This window comes from Providencia sp. UF-224 (assembly GCF_058245955.1).
Genome location: NZ_JBSICC010000014.1, coordinates 1 through 13,906, shown reverse-complemented (window position 1 = coordinate 13,906; position 13,906 = coordinate 1). Strand labels below are relative to the sequence as shown.

Here is a 13,906-nt window from a genome sequence, read left to right as displayed (position 1 = left end):
AATCAAGCAATTTCTTTCGCTTTTTCATTTAGAAAATCTTTATAAAACATTATGTTATTTATTTCTGCCTGTAGTCGAGGATCACTTCTTACTTCCCAAACATCAACAGCTTGTTGAAGATTTAACCAATAGTCTTTGCTGGTATTAAAAGCTTTTGCGAGTTTGAAGGCCATATCGATAGATAGTTTTCGATTATTATTCACTAATGCGCTAATGGTATTTCTATGAACGCCGAGTAGCTCAGAAAGCTCGTTAATTTTCATACCTGTGGGTATGAGATATTCATAAAGTAACACGTCACCAACACTTGCGGGTTTTCGCATCGCTTGCATGGTTTTCTCCTTGTCATCTTTTTCGAACTAAATTAATTATTTTTAGGTATGGTAAGCTCGCAGGTGCTAGAACCTAGCTACCATTCACTCAATCGGTGTTAGACGTCTTTATGAGGATCTAGGTATAGATCTTTGATACCATTTTCCCATTTAAAAATTAAACGATATTGGTTATTGACTCTTATTGAGTAGTAGCTTTCCAACGGTGAGTTTAATTTTTTCAGCCTATTACCTGGTGGGCTTTTTACATCATTTAAAATAATGGCTGCATTCAACATATCCAATTTTCGAGCAAGTACAGCTTGAATGTTTGAAGGTATCGCCTTATGAACCGTGCCGTATTGATAGAATAAACCTAAGTATTTTTCTCTAAACTGTAATTTGCAGTCATCCTCACTCTGTTGCATTTTCACTCCTTGAAAAATGGCAAAGATGTGGCATTGTAGCAATATGTTTTCAATTGCACAACTGCACTGTGCATTTGTGCAATTAAGGGCGATAGATAATCAAAATTAGGGTAAATAAAAAGCGCTTATCTGTTCAAGAAATAAGCGCTTTTTTGCATGTTAATTAGTGGAAGAAGAACTAGCCAGCCTCAAACTCGCTGGTCATCACTTCCAGCTTTTCTTGCAGTTCCATCCATTCCATTTCAACGTCTTCAAGGGCTGATTTTTGCTCCGTTTGTTTTTTCAAACACTCGGTTAGCTCCGCTTTTTTATCTTGCTCATAAATTGCGGCATCAGAAAGCTTAGTTTCTAACTCGCTCAGGGATGTTGAGTGTTTTTCCATCTGCTTTTCCAGCTCCGTGATTTTTTTACGGATTGGTTGAGTCAGTTGGCGGAACTCCGCTTCGCGACGTTTTTGATCTTTTCTATCTTGTGCAGTGACGGTTGTCGCCGCTGAGGGTTTGTCTTTCTCTTGCTGGTCACGCACTTGCTGTAATTCGAGCTTGTTTTGCTCTGCAAGCCATTGCTGGTAATCTTCTAAATCGCCATCAAATTGCTCTACCGCACCGCCGTGAACTAAGTACAGCTCATCAGTGGTGGTACGCAGTAAGTGCCTATCATGGGAAACGACAACCAATGCACCTTCGAATGCCATCAAAGCCTCGGTGAGGGCTTGGCGCATGTCCAAATCCAAGTGGTTAGTTGGCTCATCAAGTAACAACAGGTTCGGGCGTTGCCAGACAATTAGCGCTAACACCAAACGTGCTTTTTCTCCGCCAGAGAAACGACCGCTTGGGTCTGTCACTTGGTCACCTTTAAAGCCAAAGCCACCTAAATAGTCACGCAGTTGTTGCTCCGTTTGTTCAGGGGCAAGGCGTGCAAGGTGCTGCAATGGGGACTCTTCTGGGTGCAGGTATTCCAATTGGTGCTGGGCGAAATAACCTAACTTGATGCCTTTGGCGAGGGAAATCTCCCCCTGTAGCGGTGGCAAATCGCCTGCTAACATCTTAATTAACGTAGATTTACCTGCGCCATTACGCCCCAGTAACCCAATACGTGAACCCGGAACCAAATTCAACTTAATCGATTGTAAAATGACTTTTTCACCGTAACCCGCGCTCACTTTTTCCATCTTTAATAATGGGTTTGGCAGACTTTCAGGCTTACGGAATGAAAAATGGAATGGGTTATCCACGTGTGCAGGTGCCACCATTTCCATTTTTTCCAACATCTTAATACGGCTTTGTGCTTGTTTTGCTTTGGTAGCTTGCACTCTAAAGCGGTCAATATAGCTTTGTAAGTGTGCCGCTTTAGCCTGTTGGCTTTCATACAGCGATTGTTGCTGAGCCAGCTTCGTTGCACGCTGGCGTTCAAACGAAGAGTAGTTGCCCGTGTATTCGAACATCGTTTCCTGTTCAATATGCAACACTTTATCAATAATTGGGTCGAGGAAATCCCTATCATGGGAAATCAAAATTAACGTGCCTTGGTAGCTTTTCAGCCATTTTTCCAGCCATATCACCGCATCTAAATCAAGGTGGTTGGTGGGCTCATCAAGTAACAGTAAATCAGAGCGGCAAAGTAGAGCTTGTGCGAGGTTCAAACGCATACGCCATCCACCGGAAAACGATTTTACCGGGGAATCTAATTGCGCTTGGCTGAAACCTAAACCATGAAGCAAACTGGATGCACGCGAACGGATTGTCCATGCATCGATAGCATCTAATTGCCCATGGACGACAGCAATGGCGTGACCATCATTTTTTTCATTGGCTTGGGCCAGTTTTTGCTCAAGGGCACGAAACTCACGGTCACCGTCAATGACATATTCGAGTGCTGGCACATCTAATGCAGGGGTTTCTTGGTTGACCCATGCCATAGACCAGTTGCTTGGAAACGTTGCCGAGCCTGCTTCAGCCTGTAATTCGCCTTTTAACAGCGCAAGCAGCGTCGATTTACCGCAGCCGTTTTTACCCACTAAACCAACTTTTTGGCCGGGGTTAATCGTCGCCGTGGCATTGTCCAAAAGAACACGAACGCCTCGACGAATTTGGAGTGAAGAGAAAACAATCATAGCAACCGTCTATTAAAAATATGTTAAATTACCAACGTATATACGTTCGAATAATAATACGAATACTGCAATATTTAGGGCGTAAACTCTATTTAGCAGGCAGCATGGTAACGGAAAATGTTCCGTCTGACACGCCTTTGAGGAGGGAAAGATGTCAAATACACCAAAAGTGCTGGTGGTCTATGCCCACCCAGACCCTGATGAATCTATCGCCAACAAGGCATTGCTTGATGCGGTGCGCGATTTTGAGCATGTCACGGTGCATGATCTCTACGCCACATATCCCGATTATTTTATTGATGTGACCGCGGAGCAAAAGCTGCTGTGCTTGTATGATGTGATTGTTTTTCAGCATCCCCTCTATACTTATAGTTGCCCTGCATTATTGAAAGAGTGGTTTGACCGCGTATTAACGCGTCGTTTCGCCACGGATATGGGGTATCAAAAATTAAAAGGCAAATATTGGCGCTCAGTGATTACAACCGGTGAGCCTATCCATGCCTACCAACACGATGGGTACAACCGTTATCCGTTAACAGAAATACTTCGTCCATTTGAATTGACCGCATTGATGTGTGATATGCAATGGTTGGAGCCGACCATAATTTATGCGGCACGTCGGCAGCCTAAAGCCCATTTTCAACAGCTGATTGATGACTACCGTCAATGGATACAACAACCGCTAAGTGCGGGAGGGCTTTCCTAATGTCTGATATGGGGCTATTTGAATCCGTCATTATTTTTCTTTGTGCGGGTGTCATCATGGTACCTATTGCTCAGAAAATTCGTTTGGGCGCGGTACTTGGGTATCTATTGGCAGGGATTATGATTGGGCCGTTTGTCCTTGGCTTTATCCATAATGTTGATGATATTTTGCACTTCTCTGAAATGGGCGTCGTGTTCCTTATGTTCTTAATTGGCTTAGAGTTAAAACCTTCTAAGTTATGGGAGCTACGGCGTTCGATTTTTGGCGTTGGCACCGTTCAAGTGGTGGTCACTGCGGCAATCATGGCATCACTGCTGTTTTTAGCCAAATTTTCGTGGCAAGCCGCCATTGTTGGGGGGCTAGGGATGGCGATGTCATCGACGGCGATGGCACTCCAACTGATGAATGAAAAGGGCATGTCCAATAAAGAAAGCGGTCAGCTCGGTTTTTCCGTTTTGTTATTCCAAGATATGGCTGTGATCCCGATTATGGCATTAATCCCCTTATTGGCAGGGGACACGGCAACCAGTGATTGGCAAAAAATAGGCTTAAAAGTTGTTGCTTTTGTCGGGTTGTGGGTGGTGGGGCGCTACTTATTGCGCCCGATATTTAGGTTAGCGGCAAAATCGGGTGTGCATGAAATTTTTACCGCCGCCGCACTCTTAGTGGTATTAGGTTCTGCGTTGATTATGGAAAGCCTCGGTTTTTCGATGGCGTTAGGTACCTTTATGGCGGGGGTAATGTTGGCGGAAACAGAATTCCGTCATGAACTGGAAATCAACATTGAGCCATTTAAGGGCTTGCTATTGGGGCTATTTTTTATCTCCGTGGGTATGTCGCTCAACTTACAAGTGTTGTGGACCTATTTACCTCAGGTATTGATTGCGGTAGTGGTTTTAGTGGCAGTTAAAGCCTTGGTGCTGTACTTGCTTGGTTTTGCTGCTCGATTACGTAATGGTGCGCGAGCTCAATTTTCAGGGGTTTTAAGCCAAGGTGGTGAATTTGCTTTTGTCATTTATGCCACAGCTTTTGGGGCGAGTGTGATTGATGAGCGCCAAATGGATCTTTTGCTGGTGGTGGTCACACTTTCAATGATGACAACGCCACTTGTGATGCAGCTGATAGATGCCTATTTGAACTACCGTTATAATCAGCAGCCCGCATCCAGTGAAAAACCCTTTGTGGAAGACAACGATCCGCATGTCATTTTGGTTGGGTTTGGACGCATGGGGCAAGTGGTTGGGCGTTTATTAATGGCGAATAAAGTCAAAATCACGGTGCTTGAGCAAGATGTGACTGCGATTGGCACAATGCGCCGCTATGGCTATACCGTATATTACGGCGATGCGCGGGAGCTGCAATTACTGCGCTCAGCAGGGGCAGATAAAGCCAAAGCCATCGTGATAACCAGTGATGTGCCAGAGGAAGTGATGGAAATTGTGCAAATTTGCCAAGAAAATTTCCCTAACTTGCATATTATTGCTCGAGCAAAAGGCCGTCTGGAAGCACATGAATTGTTGCACAGTGGTGTGACTGATTTTAGCCGTGAAACATTTTCTAGCGCCCTTGAACTGGGTAGTAAGGCATTAATTAGTACCGGTATGCATCCACACAAAGCTTATCGGGCAAAACAGCATTTCCGTCGTTTAGATATGCGCATGTTACGGGATGTTTATCCCGAAAGTGAAAACAGCGATAGCGGGCAAATTTCACGTGTGAAAGAAGCGCGTCGTGAGCTCAATGAGCTATTTGAAAAAGAGATGCAAAGAGAACACCGGCAGCCACATAGCTGGAACAATGAACAATAAGGGTAAGAAATGGCTTCAACACGTAAGCGTTTTATTGCAGGCGCGACCTGCCCGAAATGCCAATCACAAGATACGCTGATGATGTGGCGTGAAGATAAAATTGATGTGGTAGAGTGCGTTAATTGTGGTGACCAACAGCGTCAAGCAGGGGAAGTTGCCACTGAACATGTGAGGCAAAAAGAGCAGGTCATTGGTATTTTTACACCTGAATAAGAGAAATTTGTCAATTCTCAATACATCATCATTGTTTTTCGGTACAATTGGCAAAAAATTTTCCCCTTACGGGTAGTAGGAGATGTCATGAAAGTAGCAAAAGACTTGGTGGTAAGCTTGGCTTATCAAGTAAGAACAGAAGACGGTGTTTTAGTTGATGAGTCCCCGGCAAGCGCGCCACTGGACTATTTGCACGGCCGTGGTTCTTTAATTTCTGGTCTGGAAAAAGCATTAGAAGGTCGTTCTGTTGGTGAAAACTTCGATGTTGAAGTGGCGTCTGACGATGCATACGGCCAATACGATGACAACTTAGTTCAGCGCGTTCCTAAAGACGTCTTTATGGGTGTTGATGAGCTGGAAGTTGGCATGCGTTTCTTAGCTGACACTGACATGGGCCCTGTTCCTGTTGAAATCACAGGGATTGAAGGCGATGAAGTTATCGTTGATGGTAACCACATGTTAGCAGGTCAAAATCTGAAATTTAATGTTGAAGTCATGGGCATCCGTGAAGCAACAGAAGAAGAAATCGCACATGGCCACGTTCATGGCGCAGATGGTCACGACCATGACCATGACCACGAAGGTGGTTGCTGTGGCGGTGGCGGTCATAGCCACGGTTCAGAAGGCGGTTGCTGTGGTGGTGGCGAAGGTCACGGCCATGGTCACAAACAAGGCGGTTGTGGCTGCCACTAATACGTCGTATTAGTGTTTGTTACAGAATGAAAAAGGAAGCGAAAGCTTCCTTTTTTTGTCGCTATCAATAATGCGGTGGTGGTGTTTCTTCTTCTGGTCGCGCTAAATGGGAATCTTGCGACGATTTCAACCTTTCCGTCACGATGCGTAAATGTTCCTGCATCCGCGTCAACTGCATTTGCTGGTCAGTAATCACTTGATTTAGCTGTTCGATAGCTAATTCTTGGAAAGCCACTTTGCTTTCTAAAAGTTCTAAACGTTGTTCAAATGAATGAGATGAGTCCATTTTCGACTCTCCTTAGGCGTTTTCATCATAATCAAACCATCATAATAACCGAACATTACAAATCAACAGATAAGTTTTAGTTAAACATATAGGCGATGAAACCTCTTTTTGTTAATGTTGTCTGAAGAAATGATTATACTGTTTCTATACAAATAAATAATGAGCACCCAAAGCATTAGGGTCATTATCATAAAATGAATGGTAAACATTGGGTTTACTGTTCAAATAGGTTCGCATTAAAATCATCGGAGATTAGGATGAAATCACTGTTTAAGGCAAGTCTTCTGGCAACAACGTTGGCACTTACTTTCACTGCTCCGCAAGTTATGGCAGCGGAAGCCAAAGCACAAAGTAGCGCATTTAAAAATGCGGAAGAGCGTAATGCTTATGCACTGGGCGCTTCTTTAGGTCGCTACATGCAAAATTCTTTAGAAGAACAAAAAACCATTGGCATTAACTTGGATAACGCACAATTATTGGCGGGTGTTCAAGATGCATTCAATGGTAAAAGCAAAATGACCGATGCAGAAGTTGAAGAAACACTGCGTCAGTTCGAAGGGCAAGTGAAAGCAGCCGCCGACAAAAAAATGAAAGATGAATCCGCCAATAATGAGAAAAAAGGCGCTGAATTCCGTGAAAAATACGCTAAAGAAAAAGGCGTAGTGAAAACCAAATCTGGCTTACTGTACAAAATTGAAAAAGACGGTACAGGCGCTAAACCTAAAGCAGATGAAACCGTTGTCGTTCATTACAAAGGCTCTCTGATTGATGGTACTGAATTCGATAGCTCTTACTCACGTAACGAGCCGCTGACTATCCCATTAAACTCAGTCATTAAAGGCTGGACTGAAGGTTTAGTAAACCTGAAAAAAGGCGGTAAAATGCAGTTAGTGATCCCAGCTGATTTAGCCTATGGCGAAAATGGCGTTCCGGGTATCCCAGCTAACTCAACTTTAGTTTTTGATGTTGAATTATTAGATATCAAACCAGCGGCTAAATAAAATAAATTTTAGTTGTCATCAAGCCCGAGGCATTTGTCTTGGGCTTTTTTATACAAATAAGAAAATTAAGCTATACATGGTTATCGATTAAACCACACTAAAAATTAAGATGCTTTTGTTTTTGCCATGAAAGCTCCTTATTTAAAAATAAAGAAAATGCAGTGGATAATACGGTTAAAAATATAAATGTTTTAGGTGAATTTCTAATGATATGGAAAGGTGTAAAGTGTGAAATATCAACATTTGATAAATAGAAAATAAAAAGGTTAATCACATCAACGATTAATGTTAATGAAATGGCTAACACAAAAATACGTTTAAATATGGATTTAATATGTAATGAATAATTTAGCACAGAGGTAAGTAGCAGTGACCGCATTAGCATAATCAGTAAGGTAAATACGATTGAATAGATAGTCCGCTCATCAACCTCTATTGTGACAACACCAGTGATGAGCAGTAATAAGTCGTATATTTCACTAAATGAAACTATTAGGAAGTAAATAATTAGCATGTAGATTTTTCGTTTAATCAAAATAAACCTCATTAATTAATTTGGCATGTAGATAGAATTACATCATTATTAAGTTTGAATAATTGAATATAATATCTTGATACTATTCTGGCCAAATAAAAGGGTAAGAAATTATAATTTTATTGTTTTAATTATGATTTCGATTTAAATGTATTATTAATGAAAACTCATTGCAGTGAATGAACTGTATATATTTAACAGCAGTAAGTTGGTTTTTTTTCGTTATAAATTATGCGAAATCAAGGCTTATGATCCAGTTTTAGATAAGTCACTGCCTGGCGTTGCAACAGAGTCTAACCGTGGTGAATTTTCGGCAAAAAAATCCCCAAATTGTTTAAAACTTGTGATAAAACAGACTGTCTTGCATTCATTCGCTTGACGGCGACGTCTTGGAGTTTTAACTTCAGAAGACTCTATTTTATTATTTATCATCACAATTGTTGATTATACGCGGTGCAATAAAGGCAAATTAGTCGAATAATGAATGCCTTATTAGTCAACTGGATGAAATGTTTACATTAGAAGGATGATGTTGAAAATGTCAGATTCTTTACAGTCACACGACCTCAGCGATATTAATATACTGGATAACCAGCCTTTTGCTGAAACCGACCACGAAATCTTAAAATCATATGAAGCGGCGGTTGATGGCTTAGCAATGCTAATTGGTGGGCACTGTGAAATTGTTCTTCACTCATTGGAAGACCTGAATTGTTCTGCGGTGAGGATTGCAAACGGTCAGCACACAGGGCGTAAAATTGGCTCCCCAATTACTGACCTTGCGCTGCGTATGCTGCACGATATGGCAGATGAAGAATCTAGCGTCTCTAAAGCCTACTTTACTAAAGCGAAAAGCGGCGACTTAATGAAATCAGTGACGATTGCGATCCGCAACCGTAAGCAGCGTGTCATTGGTTTACTGTGCATCAATATGAATTTAGATGTACCTTTCTCCGAAATTATTCAATCATTTGTTCCAGAAACAAAACAAGAAGTGACTTCAGATGTGAACTTTGCTTCGTCTGTTGATGACTTAGTGGCTCAAACATTAGAATACACCATTGAAGAAGTGGGCGCTGATCGTAACGTATCGAATAATGCGAAGAATAAACAAGTCGTTCTGAACCTCTACGAAAAAGGTATTTTTGATATCAAAGATGCGATTAACCAAGTAGCAGACCGCTTAAATATCTCAAAACACACCGTTTATTTATACATTCGTCAGTTTAAGAGTGGTGAATGAGTCACGCTAATCCATTAACGTACTGCATCTTGGTGACGGGCCCTGCGTATGGGACACAACAAGCTGCAAGTGCGTATCAATTTGCCCAAGCCCTTCTTGCAGAAGGGCACACGTTAAAAACCGTGTTTTTTTATCGTGAAGGCGTTCTGAACGCAAACTTACTCACATCCCCCGCAACGGACGAATTCAATTTGCTCGCGGCTTGGCAGCAATTGGCAAAAGAGGCGGGTTGTGAAATGCACATTTGTGTTTCTGCGGCGCTACGACGTGGTGTGGTTGATCAAGAACAGGCTCAAAACTTATCATTACCCGTTAATAATTTAGCTGATGGATTTATTATGAGTGGGTTAGGTAGCTTAGCTGAAGCGATGATGACAACAGATAGAACCCTTCAATTTTAGGAAAGTAAGGTATCGCGTGAAAAAAATCGCCTTCGTTTTTACAACAATGCCACATGGAAATGCAAGCGGGCGTGAAGGGTTGGATGCCTTACTGGCAACGTCTGCGTTAACGGATGAAATTGAGGTGTTTTTTATTGCTGATGGTGTCTTCCAACTGTTAGCAAACCAACAACCTAAAGCTATTCTTGCACGGGACTATATTGCAACATTTAAAATATTGCCGTTATATGACATTGAAAATATTTATCTTTGTCAGGAATCACTTCGAGAGCGCGGATTATCAGAAATAAACGAGTTTGTACTTACTCCTAAAACTCTCAGCGCACGTGAAATTCAGCTAAAATTAGCCGATTGTGATGTGGTATTGAAATTTTAACCAATTGTTCATATTTTAAGCTTGGGTTGCGTTTTGATCTATAGTAGGATCGTTTCTATGCTTTATACATTAGCAACATCTCCGTTTAACTGTGATTTTCCGGCCATACTTCGCCTAATTACAGATAAAGACGCGGTTTTATTGATGCAAGATGGCGTGGCTACTGCAATATCGCAGTCACCTTACCTTGATGCATTGCAAAAAACGGGGGCACAATTATATGCCTTGGATGTCGATATTAATGCTCGAGGGTTGCAAAATACCCTATCACCCGCCGTTTCTGTGATCACATATCAAGGTTTTGTGAAGCTAACAGAAGTCCAAAAGCAACATTTTGCCCTATAAAGGCACTAAAAGTTGTATATTTCTTGACACCTGACTCAGTCGGCAATAAAATTTCGCGTCCTCGTGTATCGTCATGTTGGCGAACGAGGTCAAAATCCGTGTTTACGAAGCAAAAAAACCAGGAGCTTTTTTAATAATGGCAACTATTAATCAGCTGGTACGCAAATCTCGTAGCTCGAAAGTTGTTAAAAGCAACGTTCCAGCACTGGAAGCTTGCCCGCAAAAACGTGGCGTATGTACTCGTGTATATACTACCACTCCTAAAAAACCAAACTCAGCATTACGTAAAGTATGCCGTGTTCGTTTAACGAATGGTTTCGAAGTATCTTCCTACATCGGTGGTGAAGGCCACAACTTGCAGGAACACTCCGTAATCCTTATCCGTGGCGGTCGTGTTAAAGACTTGCCAGGTGTGCGTTATCACACCGTTCGCGGCGCACTGGACTGTTCTGGTGTTAAAGACCGTAAGCAAGCTCGTTCTAAATACGGCGCGAAAAAACCTAAGGCTTAATGGATTACCGTTAAGTAAGGCCAAACATTTTAATCTTAATGTCAAAATACTCTCGTAGAGTTTTGGACAAACCTGAATTAACAACGGAGTCATATCCATGCCACGTCGTCGCGTAATAGGTCAACGTAAAATTCTTCCAGATCCTAAGTTCGGATCAGAATTACTGGCCAAGTTTGTAAATATCCTGATGGTAGACGGGAAAAAATCTACTGCTGAAGCAATCGTATATACTGCGCTTGAAACTCTGGCTCAGCGTTCTGGTAAAACTGAACTTGATGCATTCGAATTAGCACTGGATAACGTGCGTCCGACTGTGGAAGTTAAATCCCGCCGTGTTGGTGGTTCAACTTACCAAGTTCCAGTTGAAGTTCGCCCGGTTCGTCGTAATGCCCTGGCAATGCGTTGGATCGTTGATGCTGCTCGTAAACGCGGTGATAAATCTATGGCACTTCGCCTAGCAAATGAATTATCAGACGCTGCTGAGAACAAAGGTTCATCCGTTAAGAAACGTGAAGACGTTCACCGTATGGCAGAAGCTAACAAGGCGTTCGCACACTACCGTTGGTAATTTCTTACCAATCTTAGTGATGTATCTCAGGGTAGCTTTTGCTGCCCTTTATATGAAGAATTGAACGCCCACGAGAGAGGAAAAAATGGCCCGTCAAACGCCCATCGCGCGCTACCGTAATATCGGTATCAGCGCACACATCGACGCAGGTAAAACCACTACTTCTGAACGTATTCTGTTCTATACTGGTGTAAACCATAAAATCGGTGAAACCCACGAAGGTTCAGCAACAATGGACTGGATGGAGCAGGAGCAAGAGCGTGGTATTACTATCACGTCTGCTGCGACTACTGCATTCTGGTCTGGTATGGCAAAACAATATGAGCCACACCGTATCAACATCATCGACACCCCGGGACACGTTGACTTCACAATCGAAGTAGAACGTTCTATGCGTGTTCTTGATGGCGCAGTAATGGTTTACTGTGCAGTTGGTGGTGTTCAGCCACAGTCTGAAACTGTATGGCGTCAGGCTAACAAATATAAAGTTCCACGTATCGCGTTCGTTAACAAAATGGACCGTATGGGTGCGAACTTCTTACGTGTTGTTGAGCAATTAAAAACACGTTTAGCGGCTAACGCAGTTCCACTGCAATTACCAGTCGGCGCAGAAGAGTCGTTCACTGGTGTTGTTGACTTGCTGAAAATGAAAGCAATCAAGTGGAGCGATGAAGACCAGGGCGTTACCTTCGAATACGAAGATATCCCTGCGAACATGCAAGAAGCAGCTGAAGAGTGGCACAACAACCTGATCGAAACCGCAGCAGAAGCATCAGAAGAACTGATGGAAAAATATCTGGGCGGTGAAGAACTGACTGAAGCAGAAGTTAAAGCTGCATTACGTCAACGTGTTCTTGCAAGCGAAATTATCCTGGTTACCTGTGGTTCTGCATTTAAGAACAAAGGTGTTCAGGCGATGCTGGATGCAGTTGTTGATTACTTACCTGCGCCAACAGATGTACCTGCAATCAATGGTATTCTGGACGATGGTAAAGACACGCCTGCTGAGCGTCACGCAAGTGATGATGAGCCATTCTCATCATTAGCATTTAAAATTGCAACCGACCCATTCGTTGGTAACTTAACGTTCTTCCGTGTTTACTCTGGTGTTGTTAACTCAGGTGACACAGTTCTGAACGCAGTGAAATCGAAAAAAGAACGTTTTGGCCGTATCGTTCAGATGCACGCTAACAAACGTGAAGAGATCAAAGAAGTTCGCGCTGGTGACATCGCGGCGGCTATCGGTCTGAAAGACGTAACTACAGGTGATACTTTATGTGCAGTTGATGCACCAATCATCCTGGAGCGTATGGAATTCCCAGAGCCAGTAATCTCTGTTGCAATCGAACCAAAAACGAAAGCTGACCAAGAAAAAATGGGTATCGCATTAGGCCGTCTGGCTCAAGAAGACCCATCATTCCGCGTATCAAGTGATGAAGAGACTAATCAGACTATCATCGCTGGTATGGGTGAATTGCACTTGGACGTTCTGGTTGACCGTATGCGTCGTGAATTTAAAGTTGAAGCGAACGTTGGTAAACCTCAAGTTGCTTACCGTGAAGCAATCACTGCTAAAGTGACTGACATCGAAGGTAAACACGCGAAACAGTCTGGTGGTCGCGGTCAGTATGGTCATGTCCTTATCGATATGTTCCCACTGAACAAAAACGATAAAGACGGCCTGCCAATGGACTACGAATTTGTCAACGAAATCAAAGGTGGTGTAATTCCAACTGAATACATCCCTGCGGTTGACAAAGGTATCCAAGAGCAGCTGAAATCTGGCCCATTAGCTGGCTACCCTGTTGTTAACATGGGTGTTCGTCTGCATTTCGGTTCTTACCATGATGTTGACTCCTCTGAACTGGCGTTTAAACTTGCGGCTTCAATCGCGTTTAAAGATGGCTTCAAAAAAGCTAAACCTGTTCTGCTTGAGCCAATCATGAAAGTCGAAGTGGAAACACCAGAAGACTACATGGGTGATGTTATTGGTGACCTGAACCGTCGTCGTGGTATGATTGAAGGTATGGATGACCTGCCTACTGGTAAAGTCGTTCGTGCACAAGTACCATTGTCAGAAATGTTCGGTTATGCTACTGACCTGCGTTCTCAGACACAAGGTCGTGCTTCATACTCTATGGAGTTCCTGAAGTACAATGAAGCACCAAACAACGTTGCACAAGCTGTTATCGAAGCTCGTAACGCTAAATAATCGATTTTACATCGGTTAACTACTTTAATTTAAGTTCCTTCTTTATCGTGAAGAGGGAACTCCATAAGGAATAGAGTCGTGTCTAAAGAAAAATTTGAACGTTCAAAACCGCACGTTAACGTTGGTACTATCGGCCACGTTGACCACGGTAAAACT

General features: G+C 42.7%; 16 protein-coding genes and 1 pseudogene. 13 read left to right on the top strand and 4 right to left on the bottom strand.

Annotation, left to right across the window (positions count from 1 at the left end; all coding sequences use genetic code 11):
• Positions 1-2: 2 nt before the first annotated feature.
• From AC4IFO_RS14110 to AC4IFO_RS14100, 3 genes are all read right to left on the bottom strand, one after another.
• Positions 3-332 carry a HigA family addiction module antitoxin gene (locus AC4IFO_RS14110; RefSeq protein WP_490735247.1) on the bottom strand — a complete coding sequence of 110 codons (330 nt, stop codon included), beginning with the start codon at positions 330-332 and terminating at the stop codon, positions 3-5.
• Between the two features lie 98 nt (positions 333-430).
• Positions 431-739, bottom strand: a complete 309-nt coding sequence (locus AC4IFO_RS14105) for a type II toxin-antitoxin system RelE/ParE family toxin (RefSeq protein WP_353244023.1) — start codon at positions 737-739, stop codon at positions 431-433.
• Between the two features lie 178 nt (positions 740-917).
• Positions 918-2,852: an ABC transporter ATP-binding protein gene (locus AC4IFO_RS14100; RefSeq protein WP_490735245.1), complete on the bottom strand. Its 1,935-nt coding sequence runs from the start codon at positions 2,850-2,852 to the stop codon at positions 918-920.
• A gap of 151 nt (positions 2,853-3,003) precedes the next feature.
• Here AC4IFO_RS14100 and kefG point away from each other — a divergent pair, with 151 nt between their 5' ends.
• The 4 genes from kefG to slyD all read left to right on the top strand — a co-directional run bounded on the left by kefG (position 3,004) and on the right by slyD (position 6,272).
• Positions 3,004-3,558 (top strand): glutathione-regulated potassium-efflux system ancillary protein KefG, encoded by a 555-nt coding sequence (gene kefG / locus AC4IFO_RS14095; protein WP_219245452.1) that lies wholly within the window; start codon positions 3,004-3,006, stop codon positions 3,556-3,558.
• Positions 3,558-5,366 (top strand): glutathione-regulated potassium-efflux system protein KefB, encoded by a 1,809-nt coding sequence (kefB, locus tag AC4IFO_RS14090; protein WP_490735243.1) that lies wholly within the window; start codon positions 3,558-3,560, stop codon positions 5,364-5,366. The genes kefG and kefB overlap by 1 nt, the downstream gene beginning before the upstream one ends.
• A 9-nt stretch (positions 5,367-5,375) precedes the next feature.
• A complete protein-coding gene (locus AC4IFO_RS14085; protein WP_206084808.1) occupies positions 5,376-5,579 on the top strand; it encodes a YheV family putative zinc ribbon protein in 204 nt (67 codons plus the stop codon).
• Between the two features lie 87 nt (positions 5,580-5,666).
• Positions 5,667-6,272: a peptidylprolyl isomerase gene (gene slyD, locus AC4IFO_RS14080; RefSeq protein WP_206084807.1), complete on the top strand. Its 606-nt coding sequence runs from the start codon at positions 5,667-5,669 to the stop codon at positions 6,270-6,272.
• 64 nt (positions 6,273-6,336) lie between these two features.
• Here the strand turns inward: slyD and AC4IFO_RS14075 are convergent, their stop codons facing one another.
• Positions 6,337-6,558 carry a SlyX family protein gene (locus AC4IFO_RS14075; RefSeq protein ID WP_206084806.1) on the bottom strand — a complete coding sequence of 74 codons (222 nt, stop codon included), beginning with the start codon at positions 6,556-6,558 and terminating at the stop codon, positions 6,337-6,339.
• A gap of 257 nt (positions 6,559-6,815) precedes the next feature.
• Here AC4IFO_RS14075 and fkpA point away from each other — a divergent pair, with 257 nt between their 5' ends.
• From fkpA to AC4IFO_RS14030, 9 genes and pseudogenes are all read left to right on the top strand, one after another.
• Positions 6,816-7,559 (top strand): FKBP-type peptidyl-prolyl cis-trans isomerase, encoded by a 744-nt coding sequence (gene fkpA / locus AC4IFO_RS14070; RefSeq protein WP_219245455.1) that lies wholly within the window; start codon positions 6,816-6,818, stop codon positions 7,557-7,559.
• A 1,073-nt stretch (positions 7,560-8,632) separates the two neighbouring features.
• A complete protein-coding gene (locus AC4IFO_RS14065) occupies positions 8,633-9,337 on the top strand; it encodes a helix-turn-helix transcriptional regulator (RefSeq protein WP_206084803.1) in 705 nt (234 codons plus the stop codon).
• Positions 9,334-9,738 (top strand): sulfurtransferase complex subunit TusD, encoded by a 405-nt coding sequence (gene tusD, locus AC4IFO_RS14060; RefSeq protein WP_490735240.1) that lies wholly within the window; start codon positions 9,334-9,336, stop codon positions 9,736-9,738. The genes AC4IFO_RS14065 and tusD overlap by 4 nt, the downstream gene beginning before the upstream one ends.
• A gap of 16 nt (positions 9,739-9,754) precedes the next feature.
• Positions 9,755-10,114: a sulfurtransferase complex subunit TusC gene (gene tusC / locus AC4IFO_RS14055; protein ID WP_490735238.1), complete on the top strand. Its 360-nt coding sequence runs from the start codon at positions 9,755-9,757 to the stop codon at positions 10,112-10,114.
• A gap of 57 nt (positions 10,115-10,171) precedes the next feature.
• Entirely contained in the window at positions 10,172-10,459 is a 288-nt protein-coding gene (gene tusB, locus AC4IFO_RS14050) for a sulfurtransferase complex subunit TusB (protein ID WP_490735236.1), read from the top strand.
• A gap of 136 nt (positions 10,460-10,595) precedes the next feature.
• Entirely contained in the window at positions 10,596-10,970 is a 375-nt protein-coding gene (gene rpsL / locus AC4IFO_RS14045; protein ID WP_004265905.1) for a 30S ribosomal protein S12, read from the top strand.
• 97 nt (positions 10,971-11,067) lie between these two features.
• Entirely contained in the window at positions 11,068-11,538 is a 471-nt protein-coding gene (gene rpsG, locus AC4IFO_RS14040) for a 30S ribosomal protein S7 (RefSeq protein ID WP_219245461.1), read from the top strand.
• An 85-nt stretch (positions 11,539-11,623) separates the two neighbouring features.
• The gene (fusA, locus tag AC4IFO_RS14035) at positions 11,624-13,750 is read left to right on the top strand and encodes an elongation factor G (protein WP_490735233.1); all 2,127 of its coding nucleotides are present in this window, start codon (positions 11,624-11,626) and stop codon (positions 13,748-13,750) included.
• Between the two features lie 78 nt (positions 13,751-13,828).
• Positions 13,829-13,906: pseudogene (locus tag AC4IFO_RS14030) on the top strand (GTP-binding protein); the annotation flags it as partial.

What these genes read in the sequence shown, in the direction of transcription:
- AC4IFO_RS14110 (WP_490735247.1), bottom strand. Translation starts at nt 332, where the DNA reads ATGCAAGCGATGCGAAAACCCGCAAGTGTTGGTGACGTGTTACTTTAT.
- AC4IFO_RS14105 (WP_353244023.1), bottom strand. Translation starts at nt 739, where the DNA reads ATGCAACAGAGTGAGGATGACTGCAAATTACAGTTTAGAGAAAAATAC.
- AC4IFO_RS14100 (WP_490735245.1), bottom strand. Translation starts at nt 2,852, where the DNA reads ATGATTGTTTTCTCTTCACTCCAAATTCGTCGAGGCGTTCGTGTTCTT.
- kefG (WP_219245452.1), top strand. Translation starts at nt 3,004, where the DNA reads ATGTCAAATACACCAAAAGTGCTGGTGGTCTATGCCCACCCAGACCCT.
- kefB (WP_490735243.1), top strand. Translation starts at nt 3,558, where the DNA reads ATGTCTGATATGGGGCTATTTGAATCCGTCATTATTTTTCTTTGTGCG.
- AC4IFO_RS14085 (WP_206084808.1), top strand. Translation starts at nt 5,376, where the DNA reads ATGGCTTCAACACGTAAGCGTTTTATTGCAGGCGCGACCTGCCCGAAA.
- slyD (WP_206084807.1), top strand. Translation starts at nt 5,667, where the DNA reads ATGAAAGTAGCAAAAGACTTGGTGGTAAGCTTGGCTTATCAAGTAAGA.
- AC4IFO_RS14075 (WP_206084806.1), bottom strand. Translation starts at nt 6,558, where the DNA reads ATGGACTCATCTCATTCATTTGAACAACGTTTAGAACTTTTAGAAAGC.
- fkpA (WP_219245455.1), top strand. Translation starts at nt 6,816, where the DNA reads ATGAAATCACTGTTTAAGGCAAGTCTTCTGGCAACAACGTTGGCACTT.
- AC4IFO_RS14065 (WP_206084803.1), top strand. Translation starts at nt 8,633, where the DNA reads ATGTCAGATTCTTTACAGTCACACGACCTCAGCGATATTAATATACTG.
- tusD (WP_490735240.1), top strand. Translation starts at nt 9,334, where the DNA reads ATGAGTCACGCTAATCCATTAACGTACTGCATCTTGGTGACGGGCCCT.
- tusB (WP_490735236.1), top strand. Translation starts at nt 10,172, where the DNA reads ATGCTTTATACATTAGCAACATCTCCGTTTAACTGTGATTTTCCGGCC.
- rpsL (WP_004265905.1), top strand. Translation starts at nt 10,596, where the DNA reads ATGGCAACTATTAATCAGCTGGTACGCAAATCTCGTAGCTCGAAAGTT.
- rpsG (WP_219245461.1), top strand. Translation starts at nt 11,068, where the DNA reads ATGCCACGTCGTCGCGTAATAGGTCAACGTAAAATTCTTCCAGATCCT.
- fusA (WP_490735233.1), top strand. Translation starts at nt 11,624, where the DNA reads ATGGCCCGTCAAACGCCCATCGCGCGCTACCGTAATATCGGTATCAGC.